This window comes from Falsiroseomonas selenitidurans (genome assembly GCF_012103215.1).
GTDB classification, from domain to species: domain Bacteria; phylum Pseudomonadota; class Alphaproteobacteria; order Acetobacterales; family Acetobacteraceae; genus Falsiroseomonas; species Falsiroseomonas selenitidurans.
Map to the genome: position 1 here is coordinate 48,183 of NZ_JAAVNE010000015.1, position 18,317 is coordinate 66,499.

Sequence of the window (18,317 nt, forward strand, 5' to 3'; positions counted from 1 at the left end):
GGACACACCCCCATGGCGACCGCGGCACACGCCCACGACGAGCATGGTCACGAGCATGACCATCACGACCACAAGCCGAACTTCGTGAACCGGTGGCTGTTCTCCACCAATCACAAGGACATCGGCACCCTCTACATCGGCTTCTCGCTGATCGCGGCCCTGGTCGGCATCTTCCTGTCCCTGCTCATGCGGATCGAGCTGCAGGAGCCGGGGATGCAGATCTTCGCCGATGGCCAGATGTGGAATGCCTATGTCTCGGCCCATGGGCTGATCATGGTGTTCTTCGTCATCATGCCGGCGCTGATCGGCGGCTTCGGCAACTGGTTCGTGCCGCTGATGATCGGCGCGCCGGACATGGCCTTCCCGCGCATGAACAACATCAGCTTCTGGCTGCTGGTGCCGGCCTTCCTGCTGCTCGGCGCCTCGCTGTTCATCGGCGGCGGCGCGGGCGCGGGCTGGACCATCTATCCGCCGCTGTCGGATGACACCTACCAGACCGGCCCGGCGATGGACCTGGCGCTGTTCGGCCTGCACCTGGCCGGCGCTTCCTCCATCCTCGGCGCAGCGAACTTCATCACCACCATCTTCAACATGCGCGCCCCGGGCATGACGCTGCACAAGATGCCGCTGTTCGTGTGGTCCATGCTGGTCACCGCCTTCCTGCTGCTGCTGGCGGTGCCGGTGCTGGCGGGTGCGATCACCATGCTGATCACCGACCGCAACTTCGGCACGGCCTTCTTCGACCCGGCCGGCGGCGGCGACCCGGTGCTGTTCCAGCACCTGTTCTGGTTCTTCGGCCACCCCGAAGTCTACATCATGATCCTGCCGGCCTTCGGCATCGTCTCCCATGTCGTGTCCACCTTCAGCCGCAAGCCGATCTTCGGCTACCTCGGCATGGCCTACGCCATGGTCGCGATCGGCGTGGTCGGCTTCATCGTGTGGGCGCACCACATGTTCCAGTCGGGCATCGACGTCGACACGCGCGCCTACTTCATGGCGGCGACGATGGTCATCGCCGTGCCGACCGGCATCAAGATCTTCTCCTGGATCGCCACCATGTGGGGCGGTTCGATGAAGTTCGACACGCCGATGCTGTTCGCCATCGGCTTCATCTTCCTGTTCACCGTCGGCGGCGTGACCGGCGTGGTGCTGGCCAATGCCGGCCTGACGCAGATCCTGCACAACACCTATTATGTGGTGGCGCATTTCCACTACGTGCTGAGCCTGGGCGCTGTGTTCGGCATCTACTGCGGCATCTACTACTGGATGGGCAAGATGAGCGGCCGCCAGTATCCGGAGATTCTGGGCAAGATCCACTTCTGGCTGACCTTCGTCGGCGTGAACCTGACCTTCTTCCCGATGCACTTCCTGGGCAACCAGGGCATGCCGCGCCGCTACCCGGACTACCCGGATGCCTTTGCGGGCTGGAACCTGGTGGCCTCGGTCGGCTCCTACATCTCGGTCGCCGCCTTCCTGATGTTCTTCTACGTGCTGTTCGTTACCTTCACCCGTGGCGCCAAGGCGGCGGCGAATCCGTGGGGCGAGGGCGCGACGACGCTGGAATGGCAGGTCAGCTCCCCGCCGCCCTTCCACTCCTTCGACGAACTCCCCCGCATCCGATAAATCATGAGCGGCACGACACGCCTGGAGGGGGCGCAAGCCCCCTTCGCCACATCCGGCAGCCACCTGTCGGAGGTCAGCGACTGGATCGCGCTGCTGAAGCCGCGCGTATTGACGCTGGTGGTCTTCACCGGGCTGGTCGGGCTGCTGGTGGCGCCCGGCTCCATCCACCCCGTGCTCGGGCTGACGGCGGTGCTCTGCATCACCATCGGGGCGGGCGCCGCGGGCGCGCTGAACATGTGGTACGACCGGGACATCGATGCCCTGATGCGGCGCACCGCACGGCGCCCGATCCCGGCCGGCCGCATCGCGCCGGATGCGGCGCTCGGCTTCGGCATCGTGCTCGGCACCGCCTCCGTCGGGCTGATGGGGCTGGCGACGAATTGGGTGGCGGCCTTCTGGCTGGCCGCCTCCATCCTGTTCTACGTGCTGGTCTATACGGTGTGGCTGAAGCGCCGCACCTGCCAGAACATCGTCATCGGCGGCGCCGCCGGCGCCTTTCCGCCGGTGATCGGCTGGGCGGCGGTGACGGGCGACACCACCCTGGTGCCCTGGCTCCTGTTCACCATCGTCTTCGCCTGGACTCCGCCGCATTTCTGGGCGCTTTCGCTCTGGGCGCATGGTGACTACGCCCGCGCCGGCGTGCCGATGCTGCCGGTGGTGGCTGGCGCGCGGGAGACGCGGCGGCAGATCCTGATCTACACCGTGGTGCTGGCGGTCTCCGGCCTGCTGCCCTGGGCGGTCGGCTTCGCCGGCCCGGCCTATGCGGCGGTGGCCGCGCTGCTTGGCGGCGGCTTCCTGTACCATGCCATCCGCACGCTGCGGGAAGCGCAGGACGAAGAGGGCCGCAGCCTGGTGCAGGACGCCGCGGCGCGGAAGACCTTCGCCTTCTCCCTGATGTATCTCTTCATCCTGTTCGGCGCCCTGGCGCTCGACCGTCTGGTGCTGGCATGACGCCCGAGGAACGCGCCGCCTTCGAGAAGCGCCGTCGGGCCCGCAACCTGGCCCTGCTGGCCGCGCTGCTCAGCCTGGTGGTGCTGTTCTACTTCATCGCGACCGCCCGACTGATGCGGGGCTGAGGGACATGACGCCGAAACCGGAAGCCCGGCCGCAGGATGCGGGCCTCGCCCGTCGCAACCGCCGCATGCTGGCGGGTGCGATGACGGTCGTGGCCGGCATGGTTGGCGTCTCCTTCGCCGCGGTGCCGCTCTACGACCTGTTCTGCCGCGTCACCGGCTACAACGGCACGCCGATGATCGGCGCGGCGGCGGCGCCGGGGGCGGGGGAGCGGGTGCTGACCATCCGCTTCAACGCCAATACCCAGCCCGACCTGCCCTGGCGCTTCGGTCCCGTGTCACCCACCATGCCCCTGCGGGTGGGGGAGGAGGGGGTGGCCTTCTACCGGGCGGTGAGCACCGGCGCGCGGCCCTCCACCGGCATCTCCACCTACAATGTGACGCCGGAGGTGGTGGGCAAGTATTTCCACAAGACCGCCTGCTTCTGCTTCGAGGAGCAGACGCTGCAGCCGGGCCAGGACGTGGACATGCCGCTCGCCTTCTGGGTCGACCCGGCCATCGCGCAGGACCCCAACACGCGGGACATCCGCACCATCACGGTGAGCTACACCTTCTTCCGCAGCCTGAACGACGCGGAGCGTGCCGGCGCGCTGGCCAGTGCGGGCCCGCATGTCGGCCGCCGCCCGAACCCCACCCCTTGAACCCCGGCGGAGACTTGCAAACCACCGGGCTTTGAGGATTATGCCGCGCAGCCGCCAGGGTGTGCGGAGACCAGACGGATACCAGGACGACCCATGGCAAGCGAATCCGGCCACCCGACCTACAAGCATCCCTACCACCTGGTGGACCCGTCGCCGTGGCCGCTGCTCGGCGCCTTCGCCGGTGGTGCCCTGGTGCTCGGCATCGTCCTGGTGGCGCATTACAACAGCTACTGGCTGCTGGGCGCCGGTCTCGCCGGCGTGCTGGCCACCATGTTCTTCTGGTGGCGCGACATCCTGAAGGAAAGCAGCACGGCCGGCCTGCATTCGCCGGTGGTCCGGCTTGGCCTGCGCTACGGGATGATGCTGTTCATCGCCTCCGAGGTGATGTTCTTCGTGGCCTTCTTCTGGGCCTATTTCCACTTCGCGCTGTTCCCGGACCATGTTTCCGGGACGGAAGCCGCGACGGCGATCTGGCCGCCGGCCGGGATCCACACCTTCGATCCCTTCCACCTGCCGCTGCTGAACACCATGATCCTTCTGCTGTCCGGCTGCACGGTGACCTGGGCGCACCACGCGCTGCTCGAGAATGACCGCAAGGGGCTGATCACCGGCCTGGCGCTGACCGTGTTCCTCGGCATGTTCTTCACCTTCTTCCAAGCGGTGGAGTATCTGGAGGCGCCGTTCCAGTTCTCCGGCGGCGTCTATCCCTCCACCTTCTTCCTGGCCACCGGCTTCCACGGCTTCCATGTGATCGTGGGCACCATCTTCCTGGCGGTCTGCCTGATCCGGGCGCTGCGCGGCGGCTTCACGCCGGAGAAGCACTTCGGCTTCGAGGCGGCGGCCTGGTACTGGCACTTCGTGGACGTGGTGTGGCTGTTCCTGTTCATCTGCATCTACTGGTGGGGCGCCGGCGAGATCGCGGCGCACTGAGCCCGCGATCCCGGCCGATGGTCCAGGATCCGGCCCCGCCCGCCTCGGCGGGCGGGGCCGTTCCGTTTTGGCGCGTGGCCCTGGCCGGCCGCTGCCCGCGTTGCGGCCAGGGCCGGCTGTTCGACGGGGTTCTGGCCGTGGTGCCGCGCTGCGCTGCCTGCGGGCTGGATCTCTCGGCGCAGGATTCAGGCGACGGGCCAGCGGTGCTGGGCATCTTCCTGCTCGGTGCGCTGACCATGATCGGCGCCTTCCTGGTGGAATTCCGGCTTGAGCCGCCCATCTGGGTGCATGCCGTGCTGTGGCCCACCCTTCTCCTTCCCGCCGCCGTGCTGACGATGCGCTTCGCCAAGGCGGCGCTGATCGCGCTGCATTGGCGCCATCGCCCGCAGGCATGAGGCTGCGCCGGTTGCTGGTGCCCGCGCTGGTGGTGCTGCCCGTGCTGGCGGCGCTGCTGGCGCTCGGCACCTGGCAGGTGCAGCGGCTGCAATGGAAGAATGCCTGGCTGGCAGAGATCGCCGCTTCCGAGGCCGGCCCGGCGCGGCCGCTCGGTGCCGATCCCGCTTCCTGGACCCGGGTTCTCGCCACCGGCCGCTTCGACCATGCGCGGGAGGCTTTGCTGGGGCTGGAGGTGCGCGGCCCGGTGCTGGGCGCGCATCTGCTGGTGCCCCTGCTGCGGGCGGATGGACCGCCGGTGCTGGTCGATCGCGGCTGGGTGCCGCTGGAACGTGCCGGCGCGGTGGCGCGGCCGGAAGGCCCGGTGACGCTGGAGGCCTATGTGCGCCCCGGCGAGACCGCCGGCTGGATCGCCGCGGCGGATGACACGGCCGGGCGCCGCTTCTATGTCTTCGACCCATCCCGCATCGGCCCTGCCTTGGGCCTGCCGCGGGTGGCGCCCTTCGGGCTGGTCGTGCTCGGCCCGCCGGGCGGGCTGCCGGACCCGGCGCGCAGCCTGCCGCGCCCGACCAACAGCCATCTCGGCTACGCCATCACCTGGTATGGTCTGGCGCTGTCCCTCCTCGGTGTCTTTGCCGCCTGGGCGCTTCGCCGCCTGAAGGAGCCCGCATGACCGCCTATGCCCGCCTTGCCGCCCGCTTCGCCCGCATCGGCGCGCTGGGGGAGGCCGCCGGCATCCTGCACTGGGACGCCAGCGCCATGATGCCGCCCGGCGGCGGCGCCGCGCGCGGCGAGCAGCTGGCCACCCTGGCGGGGCTGCGGCATGAATTGCTGGTCTCCCCGGAGGTCACGCTGGACCTGGCGGAGGCGGCGGCGGACGAGCCCTGGGCGCAGGCGAATCTGGCGCTGATGCGCGCCGCGCATCGGCGCGCCACCGCCCTGCCGGTGGCGCTGGTGGAGGCGGTGGAACGCGCCAATTCGGCCTGCGAGAAGGTCTGGCGCCAGGCCAAGGCGCAATCCGACTTCGCCCTGGTGCGCCCCAGGCTGGAGGAGGTTGTGCGCCTGCAGCGGGAGGTGGCGCAGGCGCTGGGGGAGGCGCTGCAACTCGCCCCCTATGATGCGCTAATGGAGGGCTACCAGCGCGGCGTGACGGCCGCGGATGTGGAGCCGGTGTTCGAGGCCTATGAGGTCTGGCTGGCCGAGGCGCTGCCGCGGGCGGAGGCGATCCAGGCCCGCCGTGGCGCCCCGATGCCGCTGCCTGGCCCCTTCCCGGTGCCGGCGCAGCGCGATCTGTGCCGGGCGATGGCGCAGGTGGTGGGGCTGGATTTCAGCCATGCCCGGCTGGATGAAAGCCTGCACCCCTTCTGCGGCGGCACGCCCACCGATGTGCGCATCACCACCTTCTACGACCCCGCCAATGTCGCCAAGGCGCTGCTGGGCGTGCTGCACGAGACCGGCCACGCCCTGTATGAGCGCGGCCTGCCGGAAGCCTTCGCGCGCCAGCCGGTGGGCGAGGCCGCGGGCATGGCGGCGCATGAATCGCAGTCGCTGATCGTCGAGATGCAGGCCTGCCGCTCCGACGCCTTCCTGCAGTTCCTCGGCACCCGCCTGCAGGCCGCATTCGGCGGCGAGGCGGCCCCCTATGCGGCGGCGAACCTGGCCAAGCTGTGGCGGCGGGTGGAGCGAGGGTTCATCCGTGTCGATGCGGATGAGATGACCTATCCCGCCCATGTCATCCTGCGCTTCCGGCTGGAGCGCGCAATGATCGAAGGCAGCCTGGCGGTGGCGGACCTGCCGGAGGCCTGGAATGCCGGGCTCGCCAGGGCGCTTGGCATCACCCCGCCGGACGATGCGCGCGGCTGCCTGCAGGACATCCACTGGTATGACGGCGCCTTCGGCTATTTCCCCAGCTACACCCTGGGCGCCATGGCCGCCGCCCAGCTGATGGCGGCGCTGCGCCGGGCGGAGCCGGACCTCGATGCGCAGCTGGCGCGGGGCGAGATGGCACCGATGATGCGCTGGCTGGGGGAGAAGGTGCACGCCCAGGGCGCGCGGCTGGGGTTCCAGGACCTGCTGGTCCACGCCACCGGCAAGAAGCTGGACCCCGCGGATTTCACCGCGCATCTGGCGGCGCGCTACCTGGCGGGCTGAGGCAGCCCGGCCACCGCGGCGCGGTCCTCCGCCTCCGGATCCTCCAGGAAGCGCAGCAGCAAGGCGCAGGCCCCTGCCGCCCGCCTGCTCCAGCCGAATTCCGTGTCGCCGCCGACGCGCCGGCCGAACAGGCCGGCGGGGCATGGCAGCTGGCGCCTCGGTTCGCGAAGAACCAGAAACTGCCGTCGCCGGCCGCGGTGATGTCGCGGGACCCGACCCGGCCGGTGATGCCGGGTGCCCTGGCGCCGAACCAGGTGGCGCGGTAGCCGGGCGGGATGGCGGCCGCGGCGGGGTGGGGTTGCAGCGGGGCGGGGGCGGCCTGGCCGCTTCCGGCAAGGCCCGGCAGGTGGCGACGGCGCATCGCATCCTCCCTCCTCCCGCCATGGGCATCCTGGGTTGGCCGCTTCCCGCAGCAAGGGGGATGCGGGCCGGGGCGCCGGTCAGGGCCGCGGCCACTCCCAGGCCGGGAAGCGCATCACCGGAAGCCGGGCCAGGGACAGGGTTCGGTCCTCCACCGTCACCGGCACCTCCAGCGTCTGCGGCCCGCCGCCAGGGGCCGGGCGGGACAGCAGCGGCAGCATGATGCGCGCGGTGCCGGAAGCGCGCCTGCCGACCACGCCCGCGGCGGTCAGCGCCTCCAGCGTCTCGGTCGCGCCGGTCAGCCGCAGCGTGCCGGCGCCCATCGGCTGCAGGGCCTCGTCCAGCGCCAGGGTGGCGGCGGCATCCAGTTCGGCCGGCCCCCAGCGCAGTTGCAGGCTGCGCAGCTCCAGCGACCCGCCGCCATCGCGCCAGGCCTCCGCCCGTTGCGCCGGCACGCGGCCGGGCGGCACCGGCCCGCTGAGCGCGGCTTCCGCCGAGAGCTGTGCGATGCGCCGGCCGAAGGCGCCGCCGGCGCCCTGCGGCGCGGCAGGCAGGTCGATCGCCTCCGCGGCCAGGGTCAGCAGCAGCGCCGGCTCCTCCTCCGTCGCGGTGGCGGAGGCGGTGGCGGAAAAGCTGAGCGACCCGGCCTCCAGCGGCCCACCGGGGGTGGAAAGGCGCAGGCGCTCGGCCAGCACCAAGGCCTCCCGCGGCGGGGTGTCGGGCTCCAGCGGCACCAGCGCCACCAGCTCATCCGCGGCGAAGCGCCATTCCGCACCGCCCAGCCGCAGCCGCTGCGCGCCCGGCATCTCCACCCGCAGCCGGTTCAGCCGCGGCAGGCTGACGCGCAGCACCACGCGTTCCGACTCGAAGACCAGCCCGCCGGGCAGGGTGGCGCGGCCGCCTTCCAGCCGCAGCCTCGCCAGGCTCAGCGTGGCGGAAAGCGGCCAGCCGCCGCGCACCGGCGGGGCATGCTCCACCCGCCAGCCCTGGGCCCGGCGGATCTGCACCCAGGTCTCCAGCCCGGCTTCGAGCTGCGCCGCCATGAAGCGCCACAGCACCGCATGGCCGGCGCCGAGTGCCGCCAGGAGCAGCAGCAGGCCGAGCGCGAGGCGCGGGGCGAGGCCGCGGCGACGGCGGGGGGGGAGCTTCATTTCCATTCTGCCGGCCTGTATAGCCCGAAGCATCGGTACCGTGCAGACACCCGCTTCCTCCCCCGCCATCCCGTTGCACCAGGGCGATCTCTGGGTGTTCGGCTATGGCTCCCTGATCTGGCGGCCGGGCTTTGCCCATGCCAGCCGGCACCCGGCCCTGCTGCGTGGCTTCCACCGGCGCTTCTGCCTGTGGTCGCATCGCTATCGCGGCACGCCGGAAGCGCCGGGCCTGGTGCTGGGGCTGGACCGCGGCGGCGCCTGCCGCGGGGTGGCCTTCCGCGTGCCGGGCGGGGCGGCCGCGGCGGTGCTGCAGTATCTGGACGACCGCGAACTGCCGGATGGGGCGGAGGTGGTCTACCACCGCCGGCTGCTGCCGGTGCGGCTGCTGGATGCGCCAGGGGCGGCGCCGGTGATGGCGGTGACCTATGTGGCGAACCGGCTCTGCCGCCTTTATGTGCGCGATCTGGGGCCGGAAGCCATGGCCGGTGCCATCGCCCGCGGTGTCGGCCAGATGGGGGCGAATCGCGACTACCTGTTGAACACGCTGGGCCATCTCGCGGCGATGGGGGTGCGCGATGCCGGGCTGGCGCGCATCGCCGCCCTGCTGCCGCCGGCCGCTCCGGTATAATTAATCCACTGCCGCGCCGGGGCGGCCGGGCTGGCGCGGCCGGGTTCTGCCGGCTTCGGCGGCCACCCCCCGCATCTGCGGGCCAGCGTCAAGGCCCGAAATAATCATGATTATTTTCAATGGTTTACGTCGAATGCCACGGAGCGTGATTCACGTTACTTCAAGCACTTCCACATAAAAAGAGGCGCGGAACAGCAGCTTGGCGACCCCTCCTCCGCGGCTGGTCCAGCTTCAGTCCACAGACTTATCCACAGTGCCATGTTGCGGCTCCGCCATCAGCCGGTCGGTCTCGGCCTCGATGCGGGATTCCAGCGCGGCCAGCATCCGCGCCCGGTTCAGGCCGGGCGGCAGGGCCGGCAGGATGGCGATGCGGATGGTGCCGGGGCGCTTCAGGAAGTGTCGGCGGCCCCAGACCCGGCCGCTGTCGGTGGCCACCGGCAGCACCGGGGCGCCGGTGCCGGCGGCCAGGGCCACCACGCCGGGCTGGTAGGGGACGCGCTGGCCCACCGCGGTGCGGGTGCCCTCCGGGAAGATCACCACCTGCCGGCCCTCCGCCGCCGCCTTGACGGCCAGGCGCACCATGCCGCGCAGCGCCGCGCCGCCGCCGGACCGGTCCACCGGGATCATCCCCGCCTTGCGGGCGTGCCAGCCATACAGCGGGATGCGCATCAACTCCTGCTTCATCACATAGGTCGGGTCCGGCAGCAGGCTGAGCCAGATGATGGTGTCGAAGGCCGATTGGTGCTTCGCCGCCAGGACCACGCCGCCGGGCGGCAGGTGTTCCAGCCCGCGCACCTCCACCCGCACGCCGACGACATGGCGCAGCGACCAGATCACCATCCGCGCCCAGCTTCGGGTCACGAACATCGCCCCCCAGCGCGGCATCAGCAGCGTCGGCAGGGTGAGGAAGGCGAAGATGATGGTGATGCCGAAGAACAGCAGGTTGAACACCAGGGACCGCAACCAGATCATCGCCGTGCCGACTCCTTCGCCGGCAGGAAGCGCGTCAGCCCGGCCGCTGCCGCCACATACTTCAGATACTCGCCGGACAGCAGGGTCCATCGGCGCAGCCCAGGCAAGCCGCGGCCGCGCCCCGGCGCCTCCCGCAGCAGGGAGGGCATGACCGGGTGCGGCACCACTGCCAGCCCCGGCGCGGCGCGGCGCAGCTCCAGCAGGGCGCGCGGCATGTGGTATCCGGCCGTGACCAGGCGGATCGACCGCACCGGCCCGGCCTGCGTCCAGGCCGCGACCTCCGCCGCATTGCCCAGCGTCGTCGCCGCCGCGCGGCCCAGCGTCACCCGCCCGGCCAGCGCCGCCGGGTCGCGCCCATGGGCGCGGGCCAATTCCGCCAGCGTCAACTCCGCATGCGCGCCGGAGACCAGCAGCCGCGGCGCCAGCCTGGAATCGAGCAGCCCCAGGGCCGTCTCCACCCGGTCCCGCCCGCCGGTCAGCACGACGATCGCATCGGTGCGCAGGCCGGTCTCCGCCGGTGGCGCCTCGGCGACCGCCAGGAACTGCACGAAGCCCCAGCCGAGCGCGAGCAGGGCCAACAGCGCCAGGGCCACCCCCGCGGAGACAAGACGCTTCACGGCACCGGACGCTTCACGGCAATTGTCGCAGCCAGCGCCGCACGGTGGATTGCGCCGTCCCCCAGCCGACCAGGAAGGCCACCGGCGGCAGGGCGAGCAGCCCGGGCCAGGGCAGGCCGGCGAGGCTGGCAAGGCGGCCCTCGGATCCCACCCAGGGGCCGGCGAGGTCGGCCAGCAGGGCCAGTGCCGGAACCGCGGCGGCGGTGCCGACCAGCGCGCCGGAGGCGGCGAGCAGGCCCAGTCGCCGGGCAAAGCGGCCGGCGATGTAGCCGTCCCGCGCGCCGAGGCCGTGCAGGACCTCGATCGCGTCCCGGCGCGCCGCGAGGCCGGCGCGCGTGGCCACCGCCACCACCGCCGCGGCGACGGCGGCCACCAGCACCAGCACGCCCAGCGCCATGGCCTGCAGGCTGCGCGCCAGCGCCGCAAGCCGCTGCACCCAGAGGCCATGCGCCTCCACCAGCGCCCCCGGCACGTCCCGCGCCAGACGGTCGCCGATCAGCACCGGGTCGGTGCGGGCGTCGTGCAGGCGCAGTTCGATCACGCCGGGCACGGTGATGGCGGGCGCATCGCCCAGCCAGGGGCGCAGCAGGGCGTTCAGCCGGTCTTCCGGCATCGCCTGGGCTTCCGCCACCTCCGGCATGGCGCGCAGCGATTCCAGCGCGCGTTGCAGGCGGCCAGCCTCGGCGTCTGGCACCTGCACGGTCACCGCCGCGGCGGCGCCGCGCTGCCAGCGTTCGGCCAAGGCCGCGGCGCCCTGCGCGCCGGCCAGGGCCAGCGCCGCCAGCAGCGCCATGGCGCAGACCAGCCCCGGCAGCAGCAGGCCGGACAGGGCGCGGCGCAGGCCGAGCGGGTCGCGTGAATAGCGGCGGCGCCTAGCCATCCCAGGGATCCCTCAGCCGGCGCTCCGGTCGGCCGATGGGGCGCGGCGGCGGCTCGGTCCAGCCCCTGGCCGAGTCGCCCGCGCCGCCGGCATCCGGACCGGCGGCGCTGCCGGAACTTGAGACGGCTGCGCTGCCGGTATCCAAGGCGGCTGCGCCGTCGGGCTCGGAGGTCGGCGGCGGTGCCTGGGGTCCCGGCCAGGCCGGTGCCTCGGCGGCGTCGATGCCGCGGGCGCCGTCCAGGTCGTGCAGCCTTCCATCCTGCAGCAACAGCGACGGGGCGGGGAAGCGCGCCACCAGATCCTCGTCATGGGTGGCGACCACCACGGTGGTGCCCAGGCGGTTCATCTCCCGCAGCAGGGCCAGCAGGCGGCGGGCCTGGTGGTTGTCCAGATTCCCGGTGGGTTCGTCCGCCACCAGCAGGGCAGGCCGGTGCACCACGGCGCGGGCGATGGCGATTCGCTGCTGCTCGCCGCCCGAAAGCTCCGGCGGCAGCGCCTCCGCCCGTGCCGCCAGGCCGACCCAGCGCAGCATCTCCTGCACATCGGCGCGCAGCGAGGCCTCCGGTTGGCCGGCGAGGCGCAGCGGCAGGGCGACATTGTCGAAGGCGGAAAGGTAGGGCAGCAGGCGGAAATCCTGGAACACCACGCCGATCCGCCGCCGCACGGGAGCGAGGGAGGCGCGCTTCGCCCGGGCGGTGCGCAGGCCCAGCACCTCCACCTCGCCACGGGTCGGGCGCAGGGCGAGGTGCATCAGGCGGAGCACGGAGGATTTGCCGGCGCCGGAATGACCCAGCAGCCAGGTGAAGGAGCCCTGCGGCAGGGCGAAGGTCACGTCGACCAGCGCCTCCCTTCCCCAGGAACCGGTATGGGGGCCGCCGCCGGGGTAGCGGAGGCCGACCGCCTCGAAGCGAACCATGGGTGATGTCTGCCACGCGCCGGGCGCGGCGCCAAATGATCCTGCCGGGCGCGGCGCCAAATGATCCTGCCGGGCGCGGCGCCAAATGATCCTGCCGGGTGCGGTGCCAAATGATCCTGCCGGGTGCGGTGCCGAACGATCCCGCGGGCGCGCCGGCTTTGGTGGCTGGACGCGCGGCTCGCGGCATCGCAAAACTGGGACGCATGCGAATTTCCTGCCCAAGCTGCGCGGCGGCCTATGAGGTGCCGGACAGTGCGCTGGCCACTGGCCCGCGCCTGCTGCGCTGCGCGCGCTGCGGGCACAAATTCCAGGCCGCCCTGCCACCCGCGCCACTGCCGGCCCCAGCGCCGGCGGGGCCGCCGCCGGCCGCCGAATCCATCGCCATGCCCGAGCCGCCGCGGCAGGCCCCGCCGGAGCCGCCGCCCCGCGGCGCCGTGCCGCCGCCACCGCCGCAGGTGGCGCCGGAGGCCCGGCTGGGCAATGCGCCGGCCAGCCCCGGGGGCGATCGCTTCGCCCTGGCCGGCTGGCTGCTGACCGTGTTGGCGCTCGGTGGCGGCGCCTATGCCGCCTTTGTGTTCCGGGCGGAGATCATGCAGGCCTGGCCGCCGGCGGAACGGGTCTTCGCGGCGCTTGGCCTGGCGTGAGCGTTCGTCAATCGGTGCCCGAAAGCGCCAAGGCCTCCGGAACAATCCCCACGACATCGACCGGCAGCCGGGCTCAAGGCCGGTTCTTTCGCATGCTCTGACGCCCGGGCGGCAACGGGCCGCTTCAGCGCGACAGGTTGCTGGCGCGCATTTCCTTCGGCACCTCGCTCACCATGCGCACCTCCACCCGGTTGCGGCCCTTGGCCTTGGCCAGGAACACCGCGGCATCGGCGCGCCGCAGCATATCCTCCGCCGAGACGTCGCCGGGCAGGATGCCGGTGACGCCCAGGCTCGCCGTCATGCGTGCCGGCACCTCATCACCCTCGAACAGGAAGCTGTGGCGGGCGATGGCGGCACGGATGCCCTCCGCCAGGGAAGCGCCTTCCGAGGCCCCGGCGCCTGGCAGGGCGGCGGCGAAGACCTCGCCGCCCAGGCGGCCGAAGCTGCCGTCCCAGCCTTCCAGCTGCGCGGTGCAGAGCCGCGCCACGCTGCGCAGCGCCGCATCGCCGGCGGCATGGCCGCGCATGTCGTTCAGCGGCCGGAAATGGTCGAGGTCCAGCACCAGCACCGCCAGCGGGGTGTCGCAGCGCCGTGCCTCGGCAAAGGCTTCTTCCAGCCGCCGCAGAAAATGGCCACGATTGCCGACGCCGGTCAGGTCGTCCGTCTCCGCCCGCAGGCGCAGCTCCGCGGTGCGGGCGGCGACCTCGCGCAGCAGCCGGGCATTGCCCTCGGCCAGCAGCGCCTCCGCCTCCCGCCGCTCGCTCAGCAGGGCCATCAGCGCCAGCGCGTTGCTGGCCATCAGCACCACCATCATGCCGACCATGCGCAACGGGTTGTCCACCAGCTCGGGCTGGAAGGGGCCGTGGCCGGCCAGCGTGCCGACGGTGGCGACGACGCTGATCAGCGTCAGCAGCGTGTAGGCGGCGCGCAGCGAGATGCGCAGCGTCACCCAGGTGACCGGGATGGTCAGCAGGAACACCGCCTCCGGTTGTACCAGCACCGCCTGGGCCGGGGGCAGGGCGAAGACCAGCCCGGCAAGCGCGGCGCTGGCCGCCATCACCAGCATGTCCAGCCGGCCGGCGCAGTGGCCCGGCACGGGCGGCGTGCGCTCCGTGCCCAGCCACAGCATCAGGGCGGGGGCGAAGAAGAACACGCCGCCGGCATCCGTCAGCATCCATTGCGTGGCGATGGGATAGGCCGCCCCCGGCGGCACGCCGCCCAGCAGCACCAGGGCCGCGGCGCCGCCGCAGCCGGTCAGCAGCGCATGCAGCACCACGCTGCCGGCGACGAAGCCGAAGACGCCCTGCAGCCGGGTGAACAGCCCCGTGGGGGGGCGCATGGCGCGGGTCAGCCAGGCGCCCGCCAGCGGGCCCAGCGCATTGCTGACGGAGATCAGCGCCGCCGTGTCCAGCGCCGCGCCCATCATGCCGTGATTGACCGCCAGCGAGCCGAGGAACAGTCCCGGCACCAGGCGGATGCCGCCCAGCATGCAGGCCACGGTGGCGATGCCGGCGGGCAGCCAGATCGGGGCCGGGAACAGGCCGTAGGGGGCGAAGAAGCGGCCGACCGCAGCGCCGAGCCCGGCATAGGCCAGGGCCACCAGCAGGTTCAGCGCCAGCAGCATGGGCACGCCGGCCTGGGTGACGGCGTGCATCGCAAGCCCGCCCTGGCCCGCTGGCCTGGGCCGCTTGCCCAGCCTGCCCCCGCCAGTTTCCGGATGGTGCAGGGGCGCGCGCAGGTCTGGCATCGGACTCGTCAACTGCATGGGTCGCCGCTGCATTGGGGGTGACACCGATGCGGCAACCGAAAACATAGTGCCACCGGCCCTGCCGCACAGCAACAATAGGTTGTCCCGCTGTTGCGCTGTCGTTACCCGCGGCTGCGATGGCGGCGGCGCGGGCCCGAATCCGTGCCGCCGCCCGGCTCAGCGCAAGCCTTCGCAGAAGCCGCGAATGCGGCGGCAGGCTTCCTCCAGCATCGAGTCGGAGGCGGCGAAGCTGATGCGGAAATGCCCGGGGAACATGAAGGCGCCGCCATGCACCGTGGCGACCCCGGCTTCCGACAGCAGGGCGAGGACGAAGTCCGCGTCATCGCCGATTCGGGCGCCGCCGGCGGTGGTGCGGCCGAGGCAGGCGGTCATGTCCGGGAAGGCGTAGAAGGCGCCTTCCGGCGTGTGGCAGCGCAGGCCCGGCGTCGCCGCCAGGGCGGCCACCACCCTGTCGCGGCGGCGCTGATAGGCCTGGCGCATCGCCTCCGTCGCTTCCTGCGGCCCATCCAGCGCGGCGATGGCGGCGGCCTGGGCGATGGAACAGGTGTTGGAAGTGGACTGACCCTGCAGCTTGTCCATCGCCTTGATGATGTGCCGCGGCGCGCCGCCGAAGCCGATGCGCCAGCCGGTCATGGCATAGGCCTTGGAACAGCCGTTCATCGTCACCGTGCGGTCGCGCAGGGCGGGCTCCACCTGGGCGAAGGTGGCGAAGGCGCGGCCGTCGAAGATCAGCTTCTCGTAGATGTCGTCGGTCAGCACATGCACCTGCGGATGCCGCAGCAGCACGTCGCACAGGCCGCGCAACTGCTCCGCCGAGTAGGTCGCGCCGGTGGGGTTGGATGGCGTGTTGACGATCAGCCACTTTGTCCGCGGCGTGATCGCGGCTTCCAGCTGTTCCGGCATCAGCCGAAAACCCTGGTTGGGGCCGCAGGGCAGCAGCACGGGCCTGCCATCCGCCAGGCCGACGATGTCGGGGTAGGACACCCAGCAGGGGGTGGGGATGATGACCTCGTCGCCCGGATTGATGGTGGCGATCATCGCATCGTAGATCACCTGCTTGCCGCCGGTGCCGACCAGGATCTCCTCCGCCGTGTAGTCCAGTCCGTTGTCCCGCTTGAATTTGCGGGCCACGGCTTCCCGCAGGGCCCGGGTGCCGGCGATATCGGTGTAGCGGGTCTGGTTGGCCTGGATGGCGGCGATGGCCGCGTCCTTGATGTGCTGCGGCGTGTCGAAATCCGGCTCGCCGGAGGAAATCGCCAGCACGTCGCGCCCCTCCGCCTTCAGCGCCTGGGCGCGCTGGCGCATGGCCGTGGTCTGGGAAGGCGAGATGCGGTTCAGGCGGTCCGCGATGACGTCACGCATGCTGGGTCCTCAGCGCGCCAGGTTCAGTCGGGCGCGGGCGACGATGTCCTTGAATTTCGCGAACTCGCCGGCAACGAAGGCGGCGGTGGAGGCGGGCGTGCTGTCGCTGACGGCGTCGATGCCGGCCGTGGCCAGGCGGGCCTTCACGTCCGGCATCGCCAGCACCTGGCTCGCCGCCGCGTTCAGCCGCGCGACGATGGCCGGCGGCATGCCCTTCGGGCCGAGCATGACATTCCAGGTGGAGGCCTCGAAGCCCGCCAGCCCGGCCTGCTGCATCGTGGCCACCTCCGGAAACAGCGGGTGCCGGGTGGGGGAGCCCATGCCGATGAGGCGGAACAGCCCGTCCCGCGCCCCGGCGGCGAGCGAGCCCAGCGGTTCCCAGCCATACTGGACCTCCGCCTTGGTCAGCGCTTCCACCAGCGGGGCGCCGCCGCGATAGGGAATGTGTTCGGCCTGCACGCCGCCGGCGGACAGCGCCATCAGCTCCCCGGCCAAATGCCCGACACTGCCGGAGCCGGAACTGCCCCAGCTCCCCTTGCCCGGATTGGCGCGCAGCCAGGCGATCAGCGATTGCGGGTCGCGATGCGGCGAATTCGCCGGCACGGCGAGCGCGATGGGTGCCCGGCCGAGAATGGCGATGGCGGTGAAATCCGCGATCGGGTCATAGGGCGTGGTGTCCGGTTGCAGCGCCGGCACCGTGCCATGGGTGGAAGGCGTGCCGAGCAGGATGGCGTGGCCATCCGCCGGCTGGCGCTTCACATGGTCGCTGCCGATGGTGCCGCCGGCGCCGGCGCGGTTTTCCACCACCATGCGCGCACCGGCGCCAAGCAGCGGCGCCATGCGGTCCGCCACCAGCCGCGCCAACAGGTCGGCCGACCCGCCGGCGGGGAAGGGGATGGTGAAGCTGACCACGCGGTCCGGCCAGGCCGGGCCCTGGGCCGTGCCTTGCGCGAAGGCGGAACCGAAGGGCGCCGCCATCAGGGCGGCCAGGCTCAGGCGACGGGTCAGCATCACGGTATCCTCCTCGGGGAATTCGCCGGCAGGCCCTTCGCCCGCATCCGGGCAAAGGGCCTGACCGAGGCGCCTCAGGTCTTGATGTTCTGGCTGCGGATGATCTCGCCCCATTTGGCGATCTCCGCGGTCCAGTAGGTGTCGAGCTCGGCGGCGCTGCTGCCGATGATCTCCACCGCCATGGTGTTCAGCCTTTCCTTCGTCGCCGGGTCGCGCAGCGCCTTCTGCAGCGACGCGGTCATGCGGGTGACGATCGGCGCCGGGGTGCCGGCCGGCAGCAGCATGATGACATCGGTGGAGGAGGCGAAGCCCGGCACGCCGGCTTCGGCCAGCGCCGGCAGGTCCGGCGCGAAGGCGGAGCGCTGCGCCGTGCCGACGCCCAGCACCTTGAGCTGCCCGCTGGCGCGGAAGGGCAGGCAGGTGACCAGGTCGACGAAGGACATCGCCACCTCGCCGGCCAGCAGGCCCTGCACGGAAGGCCCGCCGCCGCGATAGGGCACATGCAGCAGGCGGATGCCGGCCTTGGCCTGGAACAGCTCCGTCGCCAGGTGGCTGCTGGCGCCGATGCCGGCGGAGGAGAAGGTCACCTCGCCCGGCTTCGCCTTCGCATAGGCGATGAATTCCTGCACCGTGTTGGCCGGGATGGAGGGGTGGATGCACAGCCCCTGCGCGCTGCGCGCCACCAGGCTGATTCCGGTGAAGGCGGCGCGGTTGTCATAGGGGATGTTGGCCAGCAGGTGCGGCGCGATGGCGAAGGTGCTGTTGGTGCCGAGCAGGAAGGTGTAGCCGTCCGGCCGCGCCCGGGCGACGTGGTTGTGGCCGATGGTGCCGGAGGCGCCGCCGCGGTTTTCCACCACCACGGGCTGGCCGAGATCGGCCGACATGGCCTGGGCGATGACGCGCCCCATCACATCGGTGGAGCCGCCGGCCGCCCAGGGGATCACCAGCGTGACCGGGCGGCTGGGGAACACCTCCTGCGCCGCGGCGGGGCGCAGCAGGGGGGCCGAAAGGCCGGCGGCGATCAGGGAACGACGTGTCACCTCATGCATGGGTCATCTCCATTTGTGGCGCCGCCCCGGGTGGGACGGCGCGGCGTGAATCGATGCGGTCCCGGTGCCCCCCGCGGCGTGCCGCGGCGGGTCATCGGCGCATCCCCCTGTTCGCCACGCTTCTGCCGGCATGGCGTTGCAGTCCTGC

General features: G+C 71.9%; 18 protein-coding genes and 1 pseudogene. 10 read left to right on the top strand and 9 right to left on the bottom strand.

Annotated elements, in window-relative coordinates; all coding sequences use genetic code 11:
* The first annotated feature begins 12 nt into the window (after window positions 1-12).
* From ctaD to HEQ75_RS11225, 8 genes are all read left to right on the top strand, one after another.
* Window positions 13-1,623: a cytochrome c oxidase subunit I gene (gene ctaD, locus HEQ75_RS11195; protein ID WP_168030383.1), complete on the top strand. Its 1,611-nt coding sequence runs from the start codon at window positions 13-15 to the stop codon at window positions 1,621-1,623.
* A gap of 3 nt (window positions 1,624-1,626) precedes the next feature.
* Window positions 1,627-2,574, top strand: coding sequence for a heme o synthase (locus HEQ75_RS11200; RefSeq protein ID WP_168030385.1), 948 nt, complete (start codon window positions 1,627-1,629; stop codon window positions 2,572-2,574).
* Window positions 2,571-2,699 carry a hypothetical protein gene (locus tag HEQ75_RS28765; protein WP_268887746.1) on the top strand — a complete coding sequence of 43 codons (129 nt, stop codon included), beginning with the start codon at window positions 2,571-2,573 and terminating at the stop codon, window positions 2,697-2,699. Before HEQ75_RS11200 ends, HEQ75_RS28765 begins: the two co-directional genes overlap by 4 nt.
* A 5-nt stretch (window positions 2,700-2,704) precedes the next feature.
* On the top strand, window positions 2,705-3,337 hold the full coding sequence (locus HEQ75_RS11205; protein WP_168030387.1) for a cytochrome c oxidase assembly protein: 633 nt from the start codon (window positions 2,705-2,707) through the stop codon (window positions 3,335-3,337).
* 93 nt (window positions 3,338-3,430) lie between these two features.
* Window positions 3,431-4,267, top strand: coding sequence for a cytochrome c oxidase subunit 3 (locus HEQ75_RS11210; RefSeq protein WP_168030389.1), 837 nt, complete (start codon window positions 3,431-3,433; stop codon window positions 4,265-4,267).
* Between the two features lie 74 nt (window positions 4,268-4,341).
* A complete protein-coding gene (locus HEQ75_RS11215) occupies window positions 4,342-4,662 on the top strand; it encodes a DUF983 domain-containing protein (RefSeq protein WP_328733599.1) in 321 nt (106 codons plus the stop codon).
* Window positions 4,659-5,333, top strand: coding sequence for an SURF1 family protein (locus HEQ75_RS11220; RefSeq protein ID WP_168030393.1), 675 nt, complete (start codon window positions 4,659-4,661; stop codon window positions 5,331-5,333). Before HEQ75_RS11215 ends, HEQ75_RS11220 begins: the two co-directional genes overlap by 4 nt.
* Window positions 5,330-6,811 (top strand): carboxypeptidase M32, encoded by a 1,482-nt coding sequence (locus HEQ75_RS11225; RefSeq protein WP_168030395.1) that lies wholly within the window; start codon window positions 5,330-5,332, stop codon window positions 6,809-6,811. The genes HEQ75_RS11220 and HEQ75_RS11225 overlap by 4 nt, the downstream gene beginning before the upstream one ends.
* A gap of 440 nt (window positions 6,812-7,251) precedes the next feature.
* Here the strand turns inward: HEQ75_RS11225 and HEQ75_RS11230 are convergent, their stop codons facing one another.
* Window positions 7,252-8,322: a DUF2125 domain-containing protein gene (locus HEQ75_RS11230; RefSeq protein WP_235961502.1), complete on the bottom strand. Its 1,071-nt coding sequence runs from the start codon at window positions 8,320-8,322 to the stop codon at window positions 7,252-7,254.
* A 40-nt stretch (window positions 8,323-8,362) separates the two neighbouring features.
* On the opposite strand from HEQ75_RS11230, the gene HEQ75_RS11235 reads away from it, so the two are divergent.
* Window positions 8,363-8,950, top strand: coding sequence for a gamma-glutamylcyclotransferase (locus tag HEQ75_RS11235; RefSeq protein ID WP_328733603.1), 588 nt, complete (start codon window positions 8,363-8,365; stop codon window positions 8,948-8,950).
* 231 nt (window positions 8,951-9,181) lie between these two features.
* Here HEQ75_RS11235 and HEQ75_RS11240 read toward each other — a convergent pair whose 3' ends face one another.
* From HEQ75_RS11240 to HEQ75_RS11255, 4 genes and pseudogenes are all read right to left on the bottom strand, one after another.
* Window positions 9,182-9,922, bottom strand: coding sequence for a lysophospholipid acyltransferase family protein (locus HEQ75_RS11240; protein ID WP_168030401.1), 741 nt, complete (start codon window positions 9,920-9,922; stop codon window positions 9,182-9,184).
* The gene (locus HEQ75_RS11245; protein WP_168030403.1) at window positions 9,919-10,539 is read right to left on the bottom strand and encodes a YdcF family protein; all 621 of its coding nucleotides are present in this window, start codon (window positions 10,537-10,539) and stop codon (window positions 9,919-9,921) included. The genes HEQ75_RS11240 and HEQ75_RS11245 overlap by 4 nt, the downstream gene beginning before the upstream one ends.
* 13 nt (window positions 10,540-10,552) lie before the next feature.
* Entirely contained in the window at window positions 10,553-11,419 is an 867-nt protein-coding gene (locus tag HEQ75_RS11250; protein WP_168030405.1) for a cell division protein FtsX, read from the bottom strand.
* A 247-nt stretch (window positions 11,420-11,666) separates the two neighbouring features.
* A pseudogene (locus HEQ75_RS11255) lies at window positions 11,667-12,335 on the bottom strand (cell division ATP-binding protein FtsE); the annotation flags it as partial.
* A gap of 203 nt (window positions 12,336-12,538) precedes the next feature.
* Here HEQ75_RS11255 and HEQ75_RS28770 point away from each other — a divergent pair.
* Window positions 12,539-12,979, top strand: a complete 441-nt coding sequence (locus tag HEQ75_RS28770) for a zinc-ribbon domain-containing protein (RefSeq protein ID WP_168030410.1) — start codon at window positions 12,539-12,541, stop codon at window positions 12,977-12,979.
* Between the two features lie 124 nt (window positions 12,980-13,103).
* Here HEQ75_RS28770 and HEQ75_RS11265 read toward each other — a convergent pair whose 3' ends face one another.
* From HEQ75_RS11265 to HEQ75_RS11280, 4 genes are all read right to left on the bottom strand, one after another.
* Window positions 13,104-14,633, bottom strand: coding sequence for a sensor domain-containing diguanylate cyclase (locus tag HEQ75_RS11265; RefSeq protein ID WP_168030419.1), 1,530 nt, complete (start codon window positions 14,631-14,633; stop codon window positions 13,104-13,106).
* 270 nt (window positions 14,634-14,903) lie between these two features.
* On the bottom strand, window positions 14,904-16,109 hold the full coding sequence (locus HEQ75_RS11270; protein WP_168030421.1) for a pyridoxal phosphate-dependent aminotransferase: 1,206 nt from the start codon (window positions 16,107-16,109) through the stop codon (window positions 14,904-14,906).
* A gap of 9 nt (window positions 16,110-16,118) precedes the next feature.
* Window positions 16,119-17,120 (bottom strand): Bug family tripartite tricarboxylate transporter substrate binding protein, encoded by a 1,002-nt coding sequence (locus HEQ75_RS11275; RefSeq protein WP_168030423.1) that lies wholly within the window; start codon window positions 17,118-17,120, stop codon window positions 16,119-16,121.
* Between the two features lie 74 nt (window positions 17,121-17,194).
* Window positions 17,195-18,169: a Bug family tripartite tricarboxylate transporter substrate binding protein gene (locus HEQ75_RS11280; protein ID WP_168030425.1), complete on the bottom strand. Its 975-nt coding sequence runs from the start codon at window positions 18,167-18,169 to the stop codon at window positions 17,195-17,197.
* Window positions 18,170-18,317: the final 148 nt, after the last annotated feature.